The sequence below is a fragment of the Pseudomonas sp. efr-133-TYG-5 genome, assembly GCF_030209175.1.
Taxonomy (GTDB): Bacteria; Pseudomonadota; Gammaproteobacteria; order Pseudomonadales; family Pseudomonadaceae; genus Aquipseudomonas.
In genome coordinates this window covers 1,885,450-1,902,756 of sequence record NZ_JARVSM010000001.1, presented here as the reverse complement: position 1 = coordinate 1,902,756, position 17,307 = coordinate 1,885,450, and the positions used below count along the sequence as shown (strand labels likewise).

General features: G+C 61.5%; 20 protein-coding genes and 1 tRNA gene. 15 read left to right on the top strand and 6 right to left on the bottom strand.

The window, feature by feature from the left end:
- Positions 1-95: 95 nt before the first annotated feature.
- Together QRN70_RS08620 and QRN70_RS08615 are read right to left on the bottom strand one after the other, a co-directional pair.
- Positions 96-569, bottom strand: coding sequence for a peroxiredoxin (locus QRN70_RS08620; protein WP_285417029.1), 474 nt, complete (start codon positions 567-569; stop codon positions 96-98).
- A gap of 10 nt (positions 570-579) precedes the next feature.
- Positions 580-1,140: a glycine cleavage system transcriptional repressor gene (locus tag QRN70_RS08615; RefSeq protein WP_047292291.1), complete on the bottom strand. Its 561-nt coding sequence runs from the start codon at positions 1,138-1,140 to the stop codon at positions 580-582.
- Positions 1,141-1,467: 327 nt separating this feature from the next.
- Between QRN70_RS08615 and dapA the strand changes: the two genes are divergently transcribed.
- The 5 genes from dapA (at position 1,468) to QRN70_RS08590 (ending at position 5,158) form a co-directional block, all read left to right on the top strand.
- Positions 1,468-2,346 carry a 4-hydroxy-tetrahydrodipicolinate synthase gene (gene dapA / locus QRN70_RS08610; RefSeq protein WP_285417027.1) on the top strand — a complete coding sequence of 293 codons (879 nt, stop codon included), beginning with the start codon at positions 1,468-1,470 and terminating at the stop codon, positions 2,344-2,346.
- Positions 2,347-2,363: 17 nt separating this feature from the next.
- The gene (bamC, locus tag QRN70_RS08605; RefSeq protein WP_285417026.1) at positions 2,364-3,479 is read left to right on the top strand and encodes an NlpB/DapX family lipoprotein; all 1,116 of its coding nucleotides are present in this window, start codon (positions 2,364-2,366) and stop codon (positions 3,477-3,479) included.
- A gap of 4 nt (positions 3,480-3,483) precedes the next feature.
- Positions 3,484-4,242, top strand: coding sequence for an MBL fold metallo-hydrolase (locus QRN70_RS08600; protein ID WP_285417024.1), 759 nt, complete (start codon positions 3,484-3,486; stop codon positions 4,240-4,242).
- A gap of 28 nt (positions 4,243-4,270) precedes the next feature.
- A complete protein-coding gene (purC, locus tag QRN70_RS08595; protein WP_285417023.1) occupies positions 4,271-4,984 on the top strand; it encodes a phosphoribosylaminoimidazolesuccinocarboxamide synthase in 714 nt (237 codons plus the stop codon).
- An 84-nt stretch (positions 4,985-5,068) separates the two neighbouring features.
- Positions 5,069-5,158, top strand: a tRNA-Ser gene (locus QRN70_RS08590).
- Positions 5,159-5,300: 142 nt separating this feature from the next.
- Here the strand turns inward: QRN70_RS08590 and QRN70_RS08585 are convergent.
- On the bottom strand, positions 5,301-5,492 hold the full coding sequence (locus QRN70_RS08585) for a YegP family protein (RefSeq protein ID WP_285417021.1): 192 nt from the start codon (positions 5,490-5,492) through the stop codon (positions 5,301-5,303).
- Between the two features lie 278 nt (positions 5,493-5,770).
- Between QRN70_RS08585 and QRN70_RS08580 the strand changes: the two genes are divergently transcribed.
- The 6 genes from QRN70_RS08580 to QRN70_RS08555 all read left to right on the top strand — a co-directional run bounded on the left by QRN70_RS08580 (position 5,771) and on the right by QRN70_RS08555 (position 11,431).
- Positions 5,771-6,739 (top strand): glycosyltransferase family 2 protein, encoded by a 969-nt coding sequence (locus tag QRN70_RS08580; protein ID WP_285417020.1) that lies wholly within the window; start codon positions 5,771-5,773, stop codon positions 6,737-6,739.
- A 3-nt stretch (positions 6,740-6,742) separates the two neighbouring features.
- Positions 6,743-7,453 (top strand): class I SAM-dependent methyltransferase, encoded by a 711-nt coding sequence (locus QRN70_RS08575; protein ID WP_285417019.1) that lies wholly within the window; start codon positions 6,743-6,745, stop codon positions 7,451-7,453.
- A complete protein-coding gene (locus tag QRN70_RS08570) occupies positions 7,450-7,836 on the top strand; it encodes a GtrA family protein (RefSeq protein ID WP_285417018.1) in 387 nt (128 codons plus the stop codon). Before QRN70_RS08575 ends, QRN70_RS08570 begins: the two co-directional genes overlap by 4 nt.
- Entirely contained in the window at positions 7,833-9,935 is a 2,103-nt protein-coding gene (locus QRN70_RS08565) for a DUF6311 domain-containing protein (RefSeq protein WP_285417017.1), read from the top strand. Before QRN70_RS08570 ends, QRN70_RS08565 begins: the two co-directional genes overlap by 4 nt.
- A 105-nt stretch (positions 9,936-10,040) precedes the next feature.
- Positions 10,041-10,961: a LysR substrate-binding domain-containing protein gene (locus QRN70_RS08560; protein ID WP_285417016.1), complete on the top strand. Its 921-nt coding sequence runs from the start codon at positions 10,041-10,043 to the stop codon at positions 10,959-10,961.
- Between the two features lie 104 nt (positions 10,962-11,065).
- Complete coding sequence (locus QRN70_RS08555) at positions 11,066-11,431, top strand: 5-carboxymethyl-2-hydroxymuconate Delta-isomerase (RefSeq protein ID WP_285417014.1); 366 nt, start codon at positions 11,066-11,068, stop codon at positions 11,429-11,431.
- Between the two features lie 3 nt (positions 11,432-11,434).
- Here the strand turns inward: QRN70_RS08555 and QRN70_RS08550 are convergent, their stop codons facing one another.
- Both QRN70_RS08550 and QRN70_RS08545 read right to left on the bottom strand, forming a co-directional pair.
- Positions 11,435-12,370, bottom strand: coding sequence for a LysR family transcriptional regulator (locus QRN70_RS08550; protein ID WP_285417012.1), 936 nt, complete (start codon positions 12,368-12,370; stop codon positions 11,435-11,437).
- Positions 12,371-12,576: 206 nt separating this feature from the next.
- On the bottom strand, positions 12,577-13,761 hold the full coding sequence (locus QRN70_RS08545) for a cyanate transporter (protein WP_285417010.1): 1,185 nt from the start codon (positions 13,759-13,761) through the stop codon (positions 12,577-12,579).
- On the opposite strand from QRN70_RS08545, the gene QRN70_RS08540 reads away from it, so the two are divergent.
- Entirely contained in the window at positions 13,751-13,993 is a 243-nt protein-coding gene (locus QRN70_RS08540) for a hypothetical protein (RefSeq protein ID WP_285417008.1), read from the top strand. The two genes, QRN70_RS08545 and QRN70_RS08540, sit on opposite strands and share 11 nt — an antisense overlap.
- Here QRN70_RS08540 and QRN70_RS08535 read toward each other — a convergent pair.
- Positions 13,980-14,216 (bottom strand): hypothetical protein, encoded by a 237-nt coding sequence (locus QRN70_RS08535; protein WP_285418094.1) that lies wholly within the window; start codon positions 14,214-14,216, stop codon positions 13,980-13,982. The two genes, QRN70_RS08540 and QRN70_RS08535, sit on opposite strands and share 14 nt — an antisense overlap.
- On the opposite strand from QRN70_RS08535, the gene QRN70_RS08530 reads away from it, so the two are divergent.
- The 3 genes from QRN70_RS08530 to QRN70_RS08520 all read left to right on the top strand — a co-directional run bounded on the left by QRN70_RS08530 (position 14,101) and on the right by QRN70_RS08520 (position 17,286).
- On the top strand, positions 14,101-15,732 hold the full coding sequence (locus tag QRN70_RS08530) for a phosphoethanolamine transferase (protein ID WP_285418059.1): 1,632 nt from the start codon (positions 14,101-14,103) through the stop codon (positions 15,730-15,732). The genes QRN70_RS08535 and QRN70_RS08530 overlap by 116 nt on opposite strands.
- Positions 15,733-15,862: 130 nt before the next feature.
- A complete protein-coding gene (rnd, locus tag QRN70_RS08525) occupies positions 15,863-16,996 on the top strand; it encodes a ribonuclease D (protein ID WP_285417007.1) in 1,134 nt (377 codons plus the stop codon).
- Complete coding sequence (locus tag QRN70_RS08520; protein ID WP_285417005.1) at positions 16,993-17,286, top strand: YcgL domain-containing protein; 294 nt, start codon at positions 16,993-16,995, stop codon at positions 17,284-17,286. Before rnd ends, QRN70_RS08520 begins: the two co-directional genes overlap by 4 nt.
- Positions 17,287-17,307: the final 21 nt, after the last annotated feature.

The window sequence follows — 17,307 nt, the reverse complement described above, 5'->3', positions numbered from 1 at the left end:
GGCCATTCGCGAGCAAGCCCGCTCCCACACCGACCGATGCCTGGTGTGGGAGCGGGCTTGCTCGCGAAAGCGTCAGTGAAAATGACGCAGAAATATCAGGCCTTGTTCAAAGCCTGAGCCGCAGCCAGCACGGCATCAACGTGGCCTGGCACTTTCACCCCGCGCCATTCCTGACGCAGCACACCGTCCTTGTCGATCAGGAACGTGCTGCGATCAACGCCGAGGTATTCCTTGCCGTAGAGCTTTTTCAGCTTGATCACGTCGAACAGCTGGCAGACCGCTTCGTCCTTGTCGCTGATCAGTTCGAACGGGAACGCCTGCTTGCCCTTGAAGTTCTCGTGGGACTTCAGGCTGTCGCGGGAGATGCCGAAGATTTCCGTGTTGGCTGCCTGGAACGCCGCGTACTGGTCACGAAAGCCCTGGCCTTCGGTGGTGCAGCCCGGGGTGCTGTCCTTCGGATAGAAGTAGATCACCACTTGCTTGCCCTTCAAGGCAGACAGGCTGACGGTCTGCCCGCTGGTGGCAGGCGCTTCGAAGTCGGCAACCGGTTGGTCGATGGCTACGGCCATGAAAGCTTCCTTACATTGGGTTCTGTGGGCGCCACGGTTCGATCAGGGCGTCGAGGTTCATCGCATCGGCGAAATCCAGGAACTGATCGCGCAGCCAGCTGATCTGGGTGCCGGCCGGCAGGGTCACGGTGAACGTGGCATTGAGCATGGTGCCGCCGGTTTGCGGGGCCTGATAGGTGTCACAGGTCAGGTTTTCCAGCTCGACGTTGTGATCCATGAAGAACTGGCACAGCTCATTGATGATGTCGGGGCGGTAGGCCGAGCTGACGTAAGCCACGTAGGGCAGGGCCTGCGGACGGTTTTCCAGGGCCGCGCTGCGCACCACGTTGACGGTGAAGGCATGACGCTTGGCCAGGGTCGGCAGGCTGCCTTCGAGGCGGGCCAGGGCGTCCCAGCTGCCGGAGACTTCCAGCACCAGCGCGCTGCACTCGCCGTGACGGGTCAGGCGGGAGGTGACCACGGCGCAGCGATTTTCATGGCTGGCGCGGCACAGGACGTTGGTCAGCTCCATGGGGTTGGCGCCGAGGGCACTGATGACAAGGAATTGTTCGCGAACTGTGGGGGTGGACATGCAGCATTCCTAAAGCGATGAGCGGTCGGTAGGTTGACGGGCGTTGGCCGCCGGATGTGCCTGCGCGAGCCCATTCAGAAAACCCCGGGCCGCGGCTCGCGACTCGCTCCAATCATGGCGGAGCGTGCAGCAGCGACGCTGGAACGGGGCCTGGGAGGCCGAAAAGGGAGGCTGGAACCCGGCGTACAAGCTGATCAGTACCGATCAAAGTCTGAAGGGTAGCGAAAAGCGGCGCCAAGGGGAATGGCGGCGGCGCAGTACTTCGCTTGTGCAAGCATCTTGGCGCCAGTACCATTACCGCTCTCTTTTTCCGGCAGGAGCGGTTTCATGATTGCGGGCAGTATGGTGGCACTGGTCACTCCCATGGATGCACAAGGGCGTCTTGACTGGGACAGCCTCAGCAAACTCGTGGACTTCCATCTCAAGAACGGCACCCATGCCATTGTCGCGGTCGGTACTACCGGCGAGTCGGCGACCCTTGATGTAGAAGAACACATTGCCGTCATCAAAGCCGTGGTCAAACAGGTTGCCGGCCGCATTCCGGTGATCGCCGGTACTGGCGCCAACTCGACCCGCGAAGCCGTCGAGCTGACCCGCAACGCCAAGGAAGCCGGCGCCGATGCCTGCCTGCTGGTGGTGCCGTACTACAACAAGCCGACCCAGGAAGGCCTGTACCAGCACTTCAAGCACATCGCCGAAGCCGTCGACATTCCGCAGATTCTCTACAACGTGCCTGGCCGCACGTCCTGCGACATGCAGGCCGAGACCGTGATCCGCCTGTCCACCGTGCCGAACATCATCGGCATCAAGGAAGCCACTGGCGACCTGAAACGCGCCAAGGCCATCCTCGACGGCGTGAGCAAGGATTTCATCGTGCTGTCCGGCGATGATCCGACCGCGGTCGAGCTGATCCTGCTGGGCGGCAAGGGCAACATCTCCGTCACCGCCAACGTCGCCCCGCGCGAAATGGCCGACCTGTGCGAGGCTGCGCTCAAGGGCGACGCCGACACCGCACGGGCCATCAACGAAAAACTGATGCCGCTGCACAAGGACCTGTTCATCGAAGCCAACCCGATTCCGGTGAAGTGGGCTTTGGTCGAAATGGGCCTGATGCACGAAGGCATCCGCCTGCCGCTGACCTGGCTGAGCGCTCCTTGTCATGAAACGTTGCGCTCGGCCCTGCGCCAGTGCAGCGTCCTGGTTTAATTGAGGAAGTACAACGCATGAAGCGAATGGCCGGACTTTCCGCACTTGCCTTGATTATCTCCAGCACCAGTGGCTGCGGATGGATCTGGGGCCCGGAAGGTTATTTCCGTGACCGTGGTAGCGATTACCTGGAAGCGCAACAGACCGCACCGATGCAACTGCCACCGGAGGTCAGCACCTCCAAGCGCCTGGATCCGCTGCTGCCGATCCCGCGCAACGTGGCCGATGACACCGTCAAGGGCGAGTACGTGGTTCCGCGTCCTCAGCCGCTGTCGACCGTCGCCGACGCCAACGATTACTCGCTGCAGAAGAGCGGTGACTCGCGTTGGGTCATGGCCCAGCACCCGCCGGCCGAAGTCTGGCCAGTGGCCGTGCAGTTCTTCCAGGACAACGGTTTCCGCCTGGATGAACAGCGCCCGCAAACCGGCGAATTCACCACCACCTGGCAGCATTCCGACGAACTGTCCGCCGCCATGGCCAAGCGCCTGAGCGCCGCCGGTGTCGGCAGCGACAGCGAGACCCGCGTACGGGTGCGCATCGAGCCGGGCGTGCAGCGCAATACCAGTGAAGTCTACGTGGTCAGCGCCGAGCGTCCTGCCGGCAGCACCGCCGATGTCGATTTCACCAACCGTTCGGTCAACACCGGCCTGGATGCAGCGCTGGTCGACGACATGCTCGCGAGCATGAGCCGCAACGCCGAGAAGGGCGGTTCGGTGTCGATGCTGGCCTCGCGTGATTTCGATACCCCGAGCCGCGTCAGCCTCAGCGAAGACGGCAGCGGCAACCCGGTGCTGAACGTCGGCTCCGACCTCGACCGTGCCTGGTCGAGCGTGGGTCGTGCGCTGGAGCAGGGCGAATGGCGCGTAGAAGACATCAACCGCAGCCTGGGCCTGTACTACATCAACTTGTCCGAAAAGGCCGAGAAGAAAGACGACAAGCCGGGGTTCTTCAGCAGCCTGTTCGGCAGCGCGCCGAGCAAGGAAGAAGTTGAAGCCCGTGCCGAGCGTTATCAGGTTCGCCTGAGCAAGGTGGGCGAGAACGTTCAGGTGACCGTCGAGAAGAACATCAATACCGTGGCGCCGGCCGATGTGGCCCGCAAGGTGTTGAGCGTGATTCAGGACAACCTGGGCTGATCCGATGCGTTTTGCCGTTCTCGGCAGCGGTAGCCAAGGGAACGGCACGCTGATCGCCAGTGCTGATACGTATGTCCTGGTGGATTGTGGTTTTTCCCTGCGGGAAACCGAAAAACGCCTGTTGCGCCTGGGGGTCAACCCGGCGCAACTGAGCGCGATACTCGTGACCCACGAACATGCCGACCACGTGCATGGCGTGGGTTTGCTGTCTCGGCGCTACAATCTGCCTGTCTACCTCAGTCGCGGTACCCTGCGCGGGATGCGCAAACCGATTGAACCTGCCGGTTTTCTCGCCGGCGGCGAGCAACTGCGGATCGGCGCGCTGAATGTCGGGGTCATTGCCGTGGCCCACGATGCGCAGGAGCCGACCCAGTATGTGTTCAGCGACGGTGAGCGGCGTTTCGGCCTGCTCACCGACCTGGGTTCCTACTGCGAGCGGGTGCTGGACGGCTATCGGGATCTCGATGCGTTGATGATCGAGTCCAACCATTGCCGCGACATGCTGGCGCGCGGTCACTACCCGTACTTTCTCAAGCAGCGGGTGGGCGGCGAGCTGGGGCATTTGAACAACCATCAGGCGGCATTCCTGGTGGCCGAGTTGGGCTGGCAAGGCCTGCAACACCTGGTCCTGGCCCATCTGAGCAGCAAGAACAACCTGCCGCAGCTGGCCCGGCAATGTTTCGTCGACACCCTCGGGTGCGACCCGGACTGGCTGCAACTGGCCGATCAAGATTCAGGGCTCGACTGGCGCCACATCGCCTAGCCCATCTACTTAGCAAGCGGAGCCCATCATGGAAAAACGTGAAGAACTCTACCGCGGCAAAGCCAAATCGGTTTACAAGACCGACGACGCTGACCGCTTGATCCTGCTGTTTCGCAACGACACCTCGGCGTTCGACGGCAAGCGCATCGAGCAGCTCGACCGCAAAGGCATGGTGAACAACAAGTTCAACGCCTTCATCATGCAGAAACTCGAAGCGGCCGGCATCCCGACGCAATTCGACAAGCTGCTGGGCGACAACGAGTGCCTGGTGAAGAAGCTCGACATGATCCCGGTCGAGTGCGTCGTGCGTAACTATGCCGCCGGCAGCCTGGTCAAGCGCCTGGGCGTTGAAGAGGGCATGAAGCTCAACCCGTACACCTTCGAGCTGTTCCTCAAGGATGACGCCAAGGGCGACCCGTTCATCAATGAATCCCACGTCGTGGCGTTCGGTTGGGGCACCGCCGAGCAACTGGCGCGCATGAAGGAACTGTCGCTCAAGGTCAACGACGTCCTGAGCAAACTGTTCGACGACGCCGGCCTGCTGCTGGTCGACTTCAAGCTTGAATTCGGTGTGTTCAGTGACGGCTCGATCGTCCTCGGCGACGAGTTCAGCCCGGACGGCTGCCGCCTCTGGGACAAGGACACCAAGAAGAAGATGGACAAGGACCGCTTCCGCCAGGGCCTCGGTGACGTCATCGAAGCCTACGAAGAAGTCGCCAACCGTCTGGGCGTACCGCTTTAATCGACGCAAGCATCTGATAGCACGGAAAAAATTTCGCTTGGGGGGTTCGCATCCGGCGAAAGTGTTGTTATCATGCGCGCCGTTGGAGAGATGCCAGAGTGGCCGAATGGGACGGATTCGAAATCCGTTGTACCTTCACCGGTACCTAGGGTTCGAATCCCTATCTCTCCGCCATACATAGAAAAAGCCCCGTAGCTGTGAAGCTGCGGGGCTTTTTTGTTTGTCTGCAAAATCGCGATTTCCAAGGCGAAAACAGTAAAGCCCCGTCGATGACCATCAACGGGGCTTTTTCTTTGTGCGGGGTCTTTACCTCCCTTTAAATCTCCTTCACCGGCGTCTCCCCCTGCACGCCCTTGATCAACTCGATCACGTGCAGGCAGTCCGCCTTGTTCACATACGACTCGCCGCTGGCGATTGTCTCGTGATTGCCTGCGCGCAGCCTCCAGCGCCATTGGCCTTTGCCGGTGCTCAGGGTGCCTTTGGATTGCCTGTAAATCTCGAAATACATTCAGTTCGCTCCATGCGATTGGGATATTGCGACAGCCGCTGTGACGCATCGTCGCAAGCCTAGCGGAGCAGGGCTTTTTGGCTATCGGGGATTTGTTTCCAATCGTTGGTGGATGTTTCTGCGGGGCTCGGACTAGAGCGTGCGGAACGGCCTGCTGATTGGCAAAAACACCCTCGTTTGACCCTTGCACGACATTCTGTGGTGCTGCTTAATACGGTGCGGCTCATGGCGTCGAATTCGATTCGACGACCGACAATCACTATAAAAAGAGCAAGCCCTTGACTCATCCGCACGGAACGCACAATGCGGGGCAGGTGACGTTGTCGCTGGTGATTCCCGTATTCAACGAAGAGGACAGCCTCGACGGCTTCCTCGCGCGCATCCAGCAGGTTTTCCAGCACGAAGTGCTGATTGACCTGGAGCTGGTGTTCGTCAACGACGGCAGCAGCGATGCCACGCTGGAGCGCCTGTTGCAGCGTCAGCAGTCGGACGCGCGCCTGCGCATCGTCGACCTCAGCCGCAATTTCGGCAAGGAAGCGGCGCTGTCCGCCGGTTTGCAGATCGCCACCGGGCAGATTGTCGTGCCGATCGATGTCGACCTGCAGGATCCCCCCGAAGTCATCCTGGCGATGATCGCGCGCTGGCGCGAAGGTTACGAAGTGGTACTCGGTCACCGCGTCAGTCGCCGCAGTGACACCTGGGCCAAGCAGACTTCCGCGCACTGGTTCTATCGCCTGCACAACAAGATCGCCGAACAGCCATTACCCGAGAACGTCGGCGATTTTCGCCTGATGGATCGCTGCGTGGTCGATGCCTTGCTGACGCTGCCCGAATCCCGGCGCTTCATGAAGGGCCTGTTCGCCTGGGTCGGTTTCCGCACCACCCACGTTGATTACGAGCGCCCGGAACGACTGACCGGGCAGAGCAAGTTCAACGGCTGGCGGCTGTGGAATTTCGCGCTGGAGGGCATCACCAGTTTCAGCACCGAACCCTTGCGCGTGTGGACCTACCTGGGCGCCTGCGTATCGCTGGTCTCGTTCGCGTTTGCCATGTTCATTGTCGTGCGCACCCTGATCCACGGCGTCGACATGCCTGGTTACGCTTCGCTGATGGTGGCCGTGACCTTTCTCGGCGGCCTGCAATTGATCGGCATCGGCGTACTCGGCGAGTACCTGGGCCGCACTTATATCGAATCCAAACGCCGTCCGGTTTTTCTGGTGCGTCGCGTCTACGACCCCAAGGACTGATCCATGGATCTCAAGGAAACCGACATTCTCGGCGACAGCATCGGCGAGCATTGGTATTACTGCTCCAAAGCCGCGGCCACCCGGCGTCTGTTGGGTGATGCGCCGATCGGGCGCATTCTCGACGTGGGCGCCGGTTCCGGTTTTTTCTCGCATCACTTGCTGACCCACACTGACGCCCGTGAAGCGTGGTGCGTGGATATCAGTTACCCCGCCGACTCCAGTGCATCCACGGCCGGCAAGCCGGTGCATTACCGCCGCTCGATCGATACGGTGGATGCCGACCTGGTGTTGCTCATGGACGTGCTCGAGCACGTCGATGACGACCTCGGTCTGCTGCAGTCCTACGTCGACAAAGTGCCGTCCGGCAGCCGCTTCCTGATGACCGTGCCAGCATTCCGCTTCCTGTGGAGCGGGCACGATGACTTCCTCGAACACAAACGCCGCTACACCTTGGCGCAGTTCGAACGCCTGGCGCGCGATGCCGGTTTGACGGTACAGCGTGGTGCCTACTATTTCGGCGCGGTGTTCCCGATTGCCGCGGCGTTGCGCCTGCTGCCCGGCGGTACGACGGACGCTGCCCCGCGTTCGCAACTCAAGCGCCATCATCCCTGGGTCAACGGCGTGCTCAAGACGCTGTGCCAGCTGGAACTGCCGCTGATGAGCAGCAACCGACTGGCCGGTTTGAGTGTTTTCGTCCTGGCGCAAAAACCGTGACGCCAGGCGAAAAGTCAGCGTTGATCCAGCGCGGCCTGCGTTTTGCCGTGACCGGTGTGTTCGTCACCGCGCTGCATGCGCTGGTCGCGGTGCTGTTCATCCACTTCGTGGCGCCGCTGCCGCCCATCGCCAACGGTGTGGCATTCGCGGTGGCGACCGTGGTGTCTTACCTGATCAATACCACCTGGAGTTTCTCTGCACGCCTGCAGGGCAGAACGCTGCTGCGTTTTCTGCTGGTCTCGGCGGGTGGGCTGCTGTTGGCAATGGTTGTCGCCTGGGCGGCGCAGATGGCCGGTCTGCACTATCTGTTGGGCATCGTCGCAGTGGCGTTGACGGTCCCGGCATTCACGTTTGTCTTGCACAATTTCTGGACCTATCGATGAAGTCTTCCGTAACACGCCGGGCGACAGTCCTGCTGCCGATCCTGTTAGGCATCTGCGCTTTTCTGATCGTGGTTGGTCCACGGGCACTGAACCCGCTGAACATCGCCTGGCTGGGCCAGGGCGATCCGGCCACGCACTACCTGGGCTGGGCGTTTTTCCGCCATTCGCCGTGGGCGTTTCCCCTGGGGCTCAATCCGACTTACGGGCTGGAGTTGAGCAATGCGGTGATCTTCTCGGATTCCAATCCGCTGTTCGCGCTGATCTTCAAGCCATTTTCGAGTGTCCTGCCGGAGCCGTTCCAGTACCTCGGGCTGTGGCTTCTGACCTGTTTCATCCTGCAAAGCTGGTTTGCCTGGAAGTTGATGGGCCTGGTCAGCCGCAGCGTGGCGTTGCGCCTGCTCGGGGCCGGGTTGTTTCTGTTCGTCCCGGCAATGATTATCCGGATGGGCGTGCATTTGTCCCTCGGCGGGCATTTTCTGTTGCTGGCCGCGCTTTATCTGGCGCTGCGCCCGTTTACCGAAAAACGCCGCCTGGCGTGGGGCGTGCTCCTGGCCGCGACCGCGCTGGTGCATGCCTATCTGCTGGCGATGGTCGCCTTGATCTGGATCGCCGATCTCGCTGCCAAAGCCTGCCGACGCCTGGCACCCGCGCAGGTGCTGGGCGAATTCATCGGCCTGTTCCTGCTGGTCAGTCTGTGCTGCTGGCAAGCGGGGTACTTCAGTGTCGGTGACAGCGGCCTGGCGCTGCAGGGCTATGGCTTGTACCGGGCGAACGTCCTGAGCTTTTTCGATGCCGGGACCTGGTCCTACACCTTGCAGGACATGCCCGGTGTGGTGGGCGACGGCGACGGGTTCGCTTTCCCGGGGCTGGGCGTGATGTTCCTGCTCATCTGCGCCCTGGTGATCCTGCTGCAAGGCACCGGTGACCTCGGTTCGCGGATTCGCCGATATCCGTTGCTGCTGCTGGCGCTGATCGGTCTGGCGATCTTCGCGGTCTCCAACAACATCGGCATCGGTTCGTTCGAACTGCAGATTCCCCTGCCGGATGCGGTGGTGGCGGTGGCGACGATTTTCCGTGGCGCGGGGCGGATGATCTGGCCGGTCATGTACATGGCGATGTTCGTCATCCTGTTTCTGGTGGTGCGTGGACATCGCCCGCGCACGGCGCTGATGCTGCTGAGCCTCGCGCTGGTCATCCAGGTGGCGGATACGCGTGTCGGCTGGGCCGTCTCGCGTGATTTCTTCATGACCCCGCCGGCACCCAAATGGAAGACGCCGCTGGTCGATCCATTCTGGGCGCAGGCGGCCAGGCACTATCAGAACGTACGCTGGCTGCGCCCGCAGAATTATTCCGAGCACTGGATGGCGCTTGCCGATTACGCGCAGACCCATCACCTGGCGACCAACGCGATTTATCTGGGACGGGTCAGCACCTTGGCCACCGACGCGGCGCAGGTTCAGATGCAGGGCATGCTCGATTCGGGGCACTACACGCCGGACACCCTCTACGTGCTGGACAATCGCACGCTGCTGCAGGCCGCGCAGACGTTGAACCGTGAGACCGATGTGCTCGCCAGAATCGACGGTTTCAACGTACTGGCGCCGGGCTGGAAGCAGTGCGGCGATTGTCCACACTTGACGGCAATCGATCCGCTGCAGCTGATTCCGCAACTGCAGCAAGGCGAGCGCGTGGTGTTCAGCGCCGCGAGCCCGGCAGTGGATTACCTGGGCAAGGGTTGGTCGTACAACGAGCCGTGGGGAACCTGGTCGGAGGGCAACGAGTCGCAAATCGTCTTGCGGCCGGCGGCAGGCTTGCATTCAGTGTCGCTGGAAACCACGGCCATGCTCGCGCCGGCGCACCCCGAGCAGGCCCTGGAAGTGTTCGTCAACGATGTGCGCGTACTGTCCACGCGGTTGCTCAAGCCTGATCCGAGCCGGCTCGACATCGCGCTGCCGGCCGAGGTACGGCAACTGATCGCGCGCGAGGGGCTGCTGCGCATACAGCTGAAGTACCCCAATGCGATCAGCCCGGGAGAGCTTGGCGTGAGCAAAGACCCACGCAAACTGGCCGTCGGATTAATCGCGCTGACCGTCCATTGAACGGCGGCGCCGTCGGTAATCGTGCCGGTCGGGGGCGGCGGCACGTAGACGCTCTCTACAGACATTTCTACACTGCGCTTCAGTCTGGGGACCGGGGGGCAATGGATGAACCGCAATGAACTTCGCAAGGCCGACATCAACCTGATGGTGGTGTTTGAAACCTTGATGCTCGAACGCAACGTGACGCGGGCCGCCGAGAAGCTGTTTCTCGGCCAGCCGACCATCAGTTCGGCGCTCAATCGCTTGCGCACCATGCTCAACGATCCGTTGTTCATCCGCGTCGGCCACCGCATGGAGCCGACGGCCCGCGCCGAAGACATCTTCCGCCATCTCAAGCCTGCACTGGATTCGCTGTCGGTCGCGCTGAGCCTGACCCGCGACTTCGATCCGGCGGTCAGCACCATGACCTTCCGCATCGGCCTGTCCGACGACGTCGAATTCGGCCTGCTGCCGCCACTGTTGCGTGCCTTGCGTCAGGAAGCACCGAGCGTGGTGTTTGTGGTGCAGCACGTCGATTACTGGCGGATTCCCGACTTGCTGGCCGCCGGCGATATCACCGTCGGCATCAGCCAGACCCGCGGTCTGCCGGCCAATGCCAAGCGCAAGCTGCTGCGGCACATCCAGCCGAGCATCCTGCGCGCCGATGCCTCCGACAAGCCGCTGACCCTCGACGAATATTGCGCCCGTCCGCATGTACTGGTGTCGCACACCGCCAACGTCAGCGGCTACGCCGATGAATGGCTGGCGGAGCTCGGTCGTACCCGCCAGGTGGTGCTGTCGGTGCCGCAGTACAGCTCGCTGCCGGCGCTCCTGGCCGGCACCGACCTGATTGCCAGTCTGCCGGACTACACCGCCGAAGCCATGGCGGCCTCGGGGCTGCTGTTCAAGGAGCCGTTCCCGTTCAAGACCCCGACACTGGACCTGTCGATGGTCTGGCTCAGTCACGTCGACAGCGACCCGGCCGAACGCTGGCTGCGTTCGCGGCTGGAGGCATTCATGAGTGAACGGGCGCATTCGCCGGTCTAGACGCGCCGCCATATAAAGGCGCCTCTGTGCAGCGCCAGCGCATGGGCGCGTGGCGCTGCTGTGTTATATGTACGCTCTTTCTGCCGCCTGACTGGAGCATCCCGATGCCACACCTGCACATGGAATACACCGCCAACCTGCCGCAATTGAACGCCGATGTCGCGTTGATCCGGCTCAACAACATCCTGGTGGGCTCTGGTCAGTTCGCGGCGGAGTTCGATATCAAGAGCCGCGCGGTCAAGGTGGAAACCTTCAAGGTCGGCACTTCCATGGGCGAGCGGGCCTTTGTCCATGTGAAGCTGGCGCTGCTCAGCGGCCGTTCGCCGCAGATCAAGAAACAGCTCTCGGAAAGCCTGCTGGCGGTGTTGCAGGAACTGTGCGAATGGCCGGCCGGGGTGGAAGTGCAGCTGTGCGTCGAACTGCTCGACATCGATCGCGACGCCTACAGCAAAACCGCGATTGGCGTGTAGCAATCAGGCCGCTTCCAGCTCCGCGCAGGTCTTGATGATCTGTTCGCGCAGCCAGACGTTGGCGCTGTCCTGCTCGGCGTTGTGGCTCCATTGCATGTCGAGGGTGAAGCCCGGCAGGCCATTCGGCGCCTCGCAATGATTGAACACGGCCTCGTTGGTCAGCAGACGCTGAATCCGGCGCGGCAGCGTGAGGATGAAGTCCGTGCCGGTGATCATCTTCAACGCTGCGCTGTAGCTGTTGGAGCGCGCGACGATCTGGCGCTTCTGTGCCTGGCGTGCGAGCCAGCCGTCGACCATGTTGGTGGTCGACATCCAGGGCGTCGGGAACACGTGGCGGCGTTCGGTGAAGGCTTGCAGGCTCAGGCGCGGCTCCAGCGGCGTGGCGCGTTTGTCGAAGACGCAGACCAGGTCATCTTCGAGCAGCTTGCGTGATTTCAGGTCGCTGTGCTGACGGTGGAAGTGCGGGCCGAAACAGATCACCAGGTCGAGGCTGCCGTCGCGCAGTTCGTCGGCGGGGACGTCGGTCTCGAACTTGTGCATGTTGACCATCACCGGCAGGTCGTCGAAGTCGAAACGCTTGAGCAGGCGCGGCAGGATCAGTTGTTCGAAGTATTCCGGGGCGCAGATATTGAAGGTCACCGGTTGAGCGGTGGGGTCGAAGGCGGCGGCGCCGGCGTGGCAGAGATTGATGCTTTCGAGGATTTTCTGCACATGGCCGTACATGCTGCTGGCCTTGTAGGTCGGACGCATGCCGGTGCGGGTATTGATGAACAACTCGTCTTCGAAACTGGTGCGCAATTTTTTCAGGCAGTAACTGACAGTCGACTGACTGACGAACAGCGTTTCCGAAACATCGGTGACGCTGCTTTGCTCATACACGGCGATAAACACCATGAGGTCCTGCATATCGAGCTTTCTTAGCAAGTTACTGTTCAGCATCCGTTCCGTCCTGCTTTGCTCCTTGCGCCGAATCCGCGCAAACGTGTGCGAACGATCCTAACGGAACGATGGTGCCAGGAGAAAGCCTTGTAGGACATTTCACGGTCAGTTGTGGGACAGAAACTTTTAACAACACGACGTCGCCCGATAAAGCGCGAAAAGCTGGCCAGAAGCCTTTATCTCGGCGGCTGCAGGCGTCAGGGGCCTCAGCGAATATGCCGGGCGTAATGCCGTGGATCGAAGCGCTGCGCAATCAGCAGCATCACCCCGACCACCGCCGCCAGCGACCACCAGGCCCCTTCGAAACTGCCCAGTCGATCGCGAATGATCCCGGCCAGCAGCGGCGACAGGCCGGCGATCAGATAGCCGATGCCTTGCACGAACGCGACCAGGCTGCCGGCGCGTTGCGGGCTGTCGAGATGGTCGAGGGCGACGATCAGACTCAGCGGAAACAGGCCGCCGATTCCCAACCCCAGCAGGCACGGCCAGAGCAGGCTGTACTGCTGCGGGCTGAGGATCAACCCGCAGAAACCAACGATGATCAGCCCGAGCAGCGCTGTCAGGATCGGGCGGCGGTCACGGCTGCGATTGGCAATGGCCGGAACCACCAGGCCGGAAATCACCTCCATGGCCGTCAGAAAACCTAACAACAGGCCGGCATCCTGTTCGCTCCAGCCCTGCTCGACGTAATACGGGGCGAGCCAGGCCAGGACGCAGGTGTAGGACGCCGTGCCGAGGCCGAAGAAGATCGCCAGCAGCCAGGCGCGGGAATTGTTCCAGAAAGTCGCTTTTGCGAGGGGGGCTGACGGCTCGGCCACGGTGCCCGGCCGTTGCGTGCACCAGCACAGCAAGGCCAGCAATGCCAATGCTGCCCAGATCGCCAGGCCGCTGCGCCAATCGCCGGTCTGTGCCATCACCCGTGGCGCAAACGAAGCGGCAAGCGCCGCCCCGCCCATGATCGAGGTGATGTACAGGCCCATGCACAGCGCCACGTTGTCGGCAAAGCGCGACTTGATCAGTGCCGGCATCAGCGCCTGAATCATGGCAATGCCGATCCCGGCGAGCACCGCGCTGGCAATCAACTGCGCCGCCGAATCGAGCATCAGCCGCGACAGCGTCGCCAGGCCGATGATCAGCAGCGACAGCAGGACCGTGCGTTGCTCGCCCAGGCGCTGGCTGATGGCGATCCCGAAAAACATCGCCAGACCCATGGCCATGACCGGCAACAGGGTCAACAGCGCTGCCAGGCTGAAGCTCAGCGGTATGTCGCCGCGAATCGCCGACAGCAGCGGGCCGACCGCCGCCATCGACGGGCGCAGGTTGAGGCCGACGAGGATGATGCCGAACATCAGCCACACGGCAGGGCGAGAGGCGGTGCGAGTGAGTTCCATCAGCAGACCTTTGAACCGGAGACCGCGATTAGGCGGGCAGCAGGGCTGGCAGGGCAAACCAGAAAATCGGCATCGGTATTTAAAAAGCCGATACGCCCTGCGCGCACTGCTGGCGATGGGCAATGCGCAGACTTCTGCAAAACCGGATTTGAATCATTCTCAAATACCTGACAAGTTTTCGCGTAATGCCATGAGCCAACTAATCGTTGGCTTCTTTTTCACAAAAAATTGATGGGCGACTGCTTAAAGTTTTTGCCGTCTGAGTCAATGAAATTTTCACAATTGACGCTGGCGCTTCTTTTCAGGAAATAGCCCCTCATTATGTTGAAGTTAAAAGCCGTGCGCCCGGAATGGGTGACGTTGTTGGCCAGCGCCTTTCTTTTGCTCGGATTCAACTTTGTTCTTTGGCAACACCTTTTCCAGATCACTGCCAGCGACGGCAGGGGCATTGCCATGCGCGCTGCATTCGCGGTGATGATCGTCGCCGCGTTCAATCTGGTGCTGACTCTGCTGGCATTCCGTGCGGTGCTGAAGCCGTTGCTGACGCTGATGTTTCTGATCAGTGCCGGCGTGGCTTATTTCATGAGTCAGTACGGCGTGATGATCGATGCCGGAATGTTGCGCAACTTTGCCGAAACCAATGCCACGGAAGTGCGTGATCTGCTCTCGTTGAAGTTGTTCGCTTATATATTGGTGCTGGGTATCTTGCCGTCCTGGTTATTGTGGAAGTTACCGGTCAATTATCGGCGCTGGCACCGCGAGTTACTCAGCAAAGTTATTGTCAGTGTCGCTTCGGTAGCGGTCATCGGCGGGGTTGCGCTGGCCAACTATCAGGGCTTGTCTTCACTGTTTCGCAATCACCATGAATTGCGTTTGATGCTGGTGCCGAGCAACTACATCGGCGCCTCTGCCGGATACCTGCGTGAACAACTGGTGTCGGCCCGCCAGCCGTTTCTGAAAATCGGCGAGGACGCCCAGCGTGACCCGGCGTTGCTGCACCAGCCACGCAAGTCGCTGACCGTATTGGTGGTGGGCGAAAGTGCCCGGGCGGAGAACTTCGGCATCCTCGGCTACCCGCGCGACACCACGCCGGAACTGGACAAGGAAGCCGGGCTGATCGCCTTTACCGATGTGCATTCGTGCGGCACCGAAACGGCGGTGTCGGTGCCGTGCATGTTCTCCAACATGGGCCGGCAGAACTACGACGCGAGCAAGGCGAAGAACGAAGAAGGCTTGCTCGATGTGCTCAAGCGCGCCGGGCTCGAGGTGATCTGGCGCGACAACCAGTCGGGCTGCAAGGGCACCTGCGACCGTGTCACCCTGCAGGACGTGAGCAACCTCAAGGACCCGACCCTGTGCGCCGACAGCGAATGCCGTGACGAAATCCTCCTGCAGGGCCTGCAGGATTTCATCGAGCATCTGGACAAGGACACGGTGCTGGTGCTGCACCAGATGGGCAGCCACGGCCCGGAGTATTTCAAGCGCTATCCCAAGCAGTACGAGCACTTCACCCCGGTGTGCGAAAGCAATGCGCTGAACAACTGCAGCCGCGAAAGCATCGTCAACGGCTACGACAACACCCTGGTGTACACCGATCATGTGCTGTCGAGCCTGATCGATGTGCTGCGCAGCAATCAGGACAAGGTCGATACCGCCATGCTGTACCTGTCGGACCACGGCGAGTCGCTGGGCGAATACAACCTGTTCCTGCATGGCACGCCGTACATGCTGGCGCCGGAGCAGCAAAAGCATGTGGCGATGCTGGCATGGTTCTCCGACAGTTATCAGAAGGCCTACTCGGTCGACACCCATTGCCTGCAACTGAGCCGCGACAAGCCACTGAGCCAGGACAACCTATTCCATTCCATGCTCGGCCTGCTGGAAGTGCACAGCTCGGTGTACCGTCATGATCTGGATCTGTTTGCCGGCTGCCGGGGCGCAGTGATCGACGGCGTATTGGCCAAGGACTGAGTCTGCGGAATCTTTCTGTAAGACTATTCTTGCTCTCAAGCAGGAGATTTCATAAAGCTCTTGCCCTGTAGAGGCGCGGAAAGCGCCGGTGGCGATATATACTGCGCGCCATTCTTCAAGGGAGAGCCGTGTGGCCATCGATATTCACTGGATTCGCGACAACGATAGCCTCGCGCAGTTTTGCGCCGAGTGGCAGCAGTTGCCTTTCGTTGCCCTCGACACCGAATTCATGCGGGTCGACACCTTTTACCCGATTGCCGGCCTGTTGCAGGTGGGCGACGGCAAGCGCGCCTACCTGATTGATCCGCTGACCATCGACGCCTGGCAACCGCTGGCGGCGTTGCTGGAAAACCCGGCGGTGCTCAAAGTCCTGCATGCGTGCAGCGAAGACCTCGAAGTCCTGCTGCGCCTGACCGGCAGCCTGCCGGCGCCCTTGTTCGATACGCAGCTGGCTGCGGCCTACCTCAATCTCGGGTTCTCCATGGGCTACTCGCGGCTGGTGCAGGAAGTGCTCGGCATCGAGCTGCCGAAAGGCGAGACCCGTTCCGACTGGTTGCAGCGTCCGCTGTCGGACACGCAAATCAGCTACGCCGCCGAAGATGCCGTGCATCTGGCGGAGGTTTTCGTACAGCTGCGGCCGAAACTGTCCGACGACAAGTTCGCCTGGGTGCTCGAGGATGGCGCCGAACTGGTTGCCAACCTGCGCCGCGAAACCGATCCGTACGAGGTGTATCGCGAGGCCAAGCTGGCGTGGAAACTGTCCCGCGCGCAACTGGCGGTCCTGCGTGAGCTGTGCGCCTGGCGCGAGCGCGAGGCGCGGGCCCGCGACCTGCCACGCAACCGCATCATCCGTGAACATTCGCTGTGGCCGCTGGCTCGCACGCAACCGGACAACCTCGGCGCGCTGGCGAAAATCGAAGACATGCACCCGCGTACCGTGCGTCAGGACGGCGAATTTCTGCTTGATCTGATCAAGCGCTCTGGCAGTGTGGGGCCAGACCAATGGCCGCCCGCCGTACCGGAGCCATTGCCGATCGAAGCCGCTGCGCTGATCAAGCAACTGCGCGCGCTCGGTCAGGCCGAAGCCGAACGCCTGGGCATTGCCCCGGAACTGATGCTGCGCAAGAAAACCCTCGAAGCGCTGGTCAAGAGCGGCTTCCCCGAGGGCCCTTACCAATTGCCTGACTCGCTGCGTGGCTGGCGCCGCGAGTTGATGGGCCAGGCGCTGCTCGACAGCCTGGCCACCGCCGGAGAACAGCCTTGAAACGTATTTGCTCCATCTACCAAAGCTCGAAGAAACCCGGGATGTATCTGTACGTGCTCAAGAGCGATGCTCTGGAGCGTGTGCCGGAAGCCCTGATGACCGCGTTCGGCAAAGCGAAGCATTCCTTCGACCTGGTGCTGACCCCGGAGCGCAAACTGGCGCGCGAGGACATCGCCGTGGTCCTGGAAAACCTCGAGAAGCAGGGCTATCACCTGCAGATGCCGCCGGCCGAGGACGAGTACATCGAACACCTGCCCGAAGAATTGCTGCGACGCAACGATCCGGTCTGATCCGCGAGGCCCTGTCCTGGG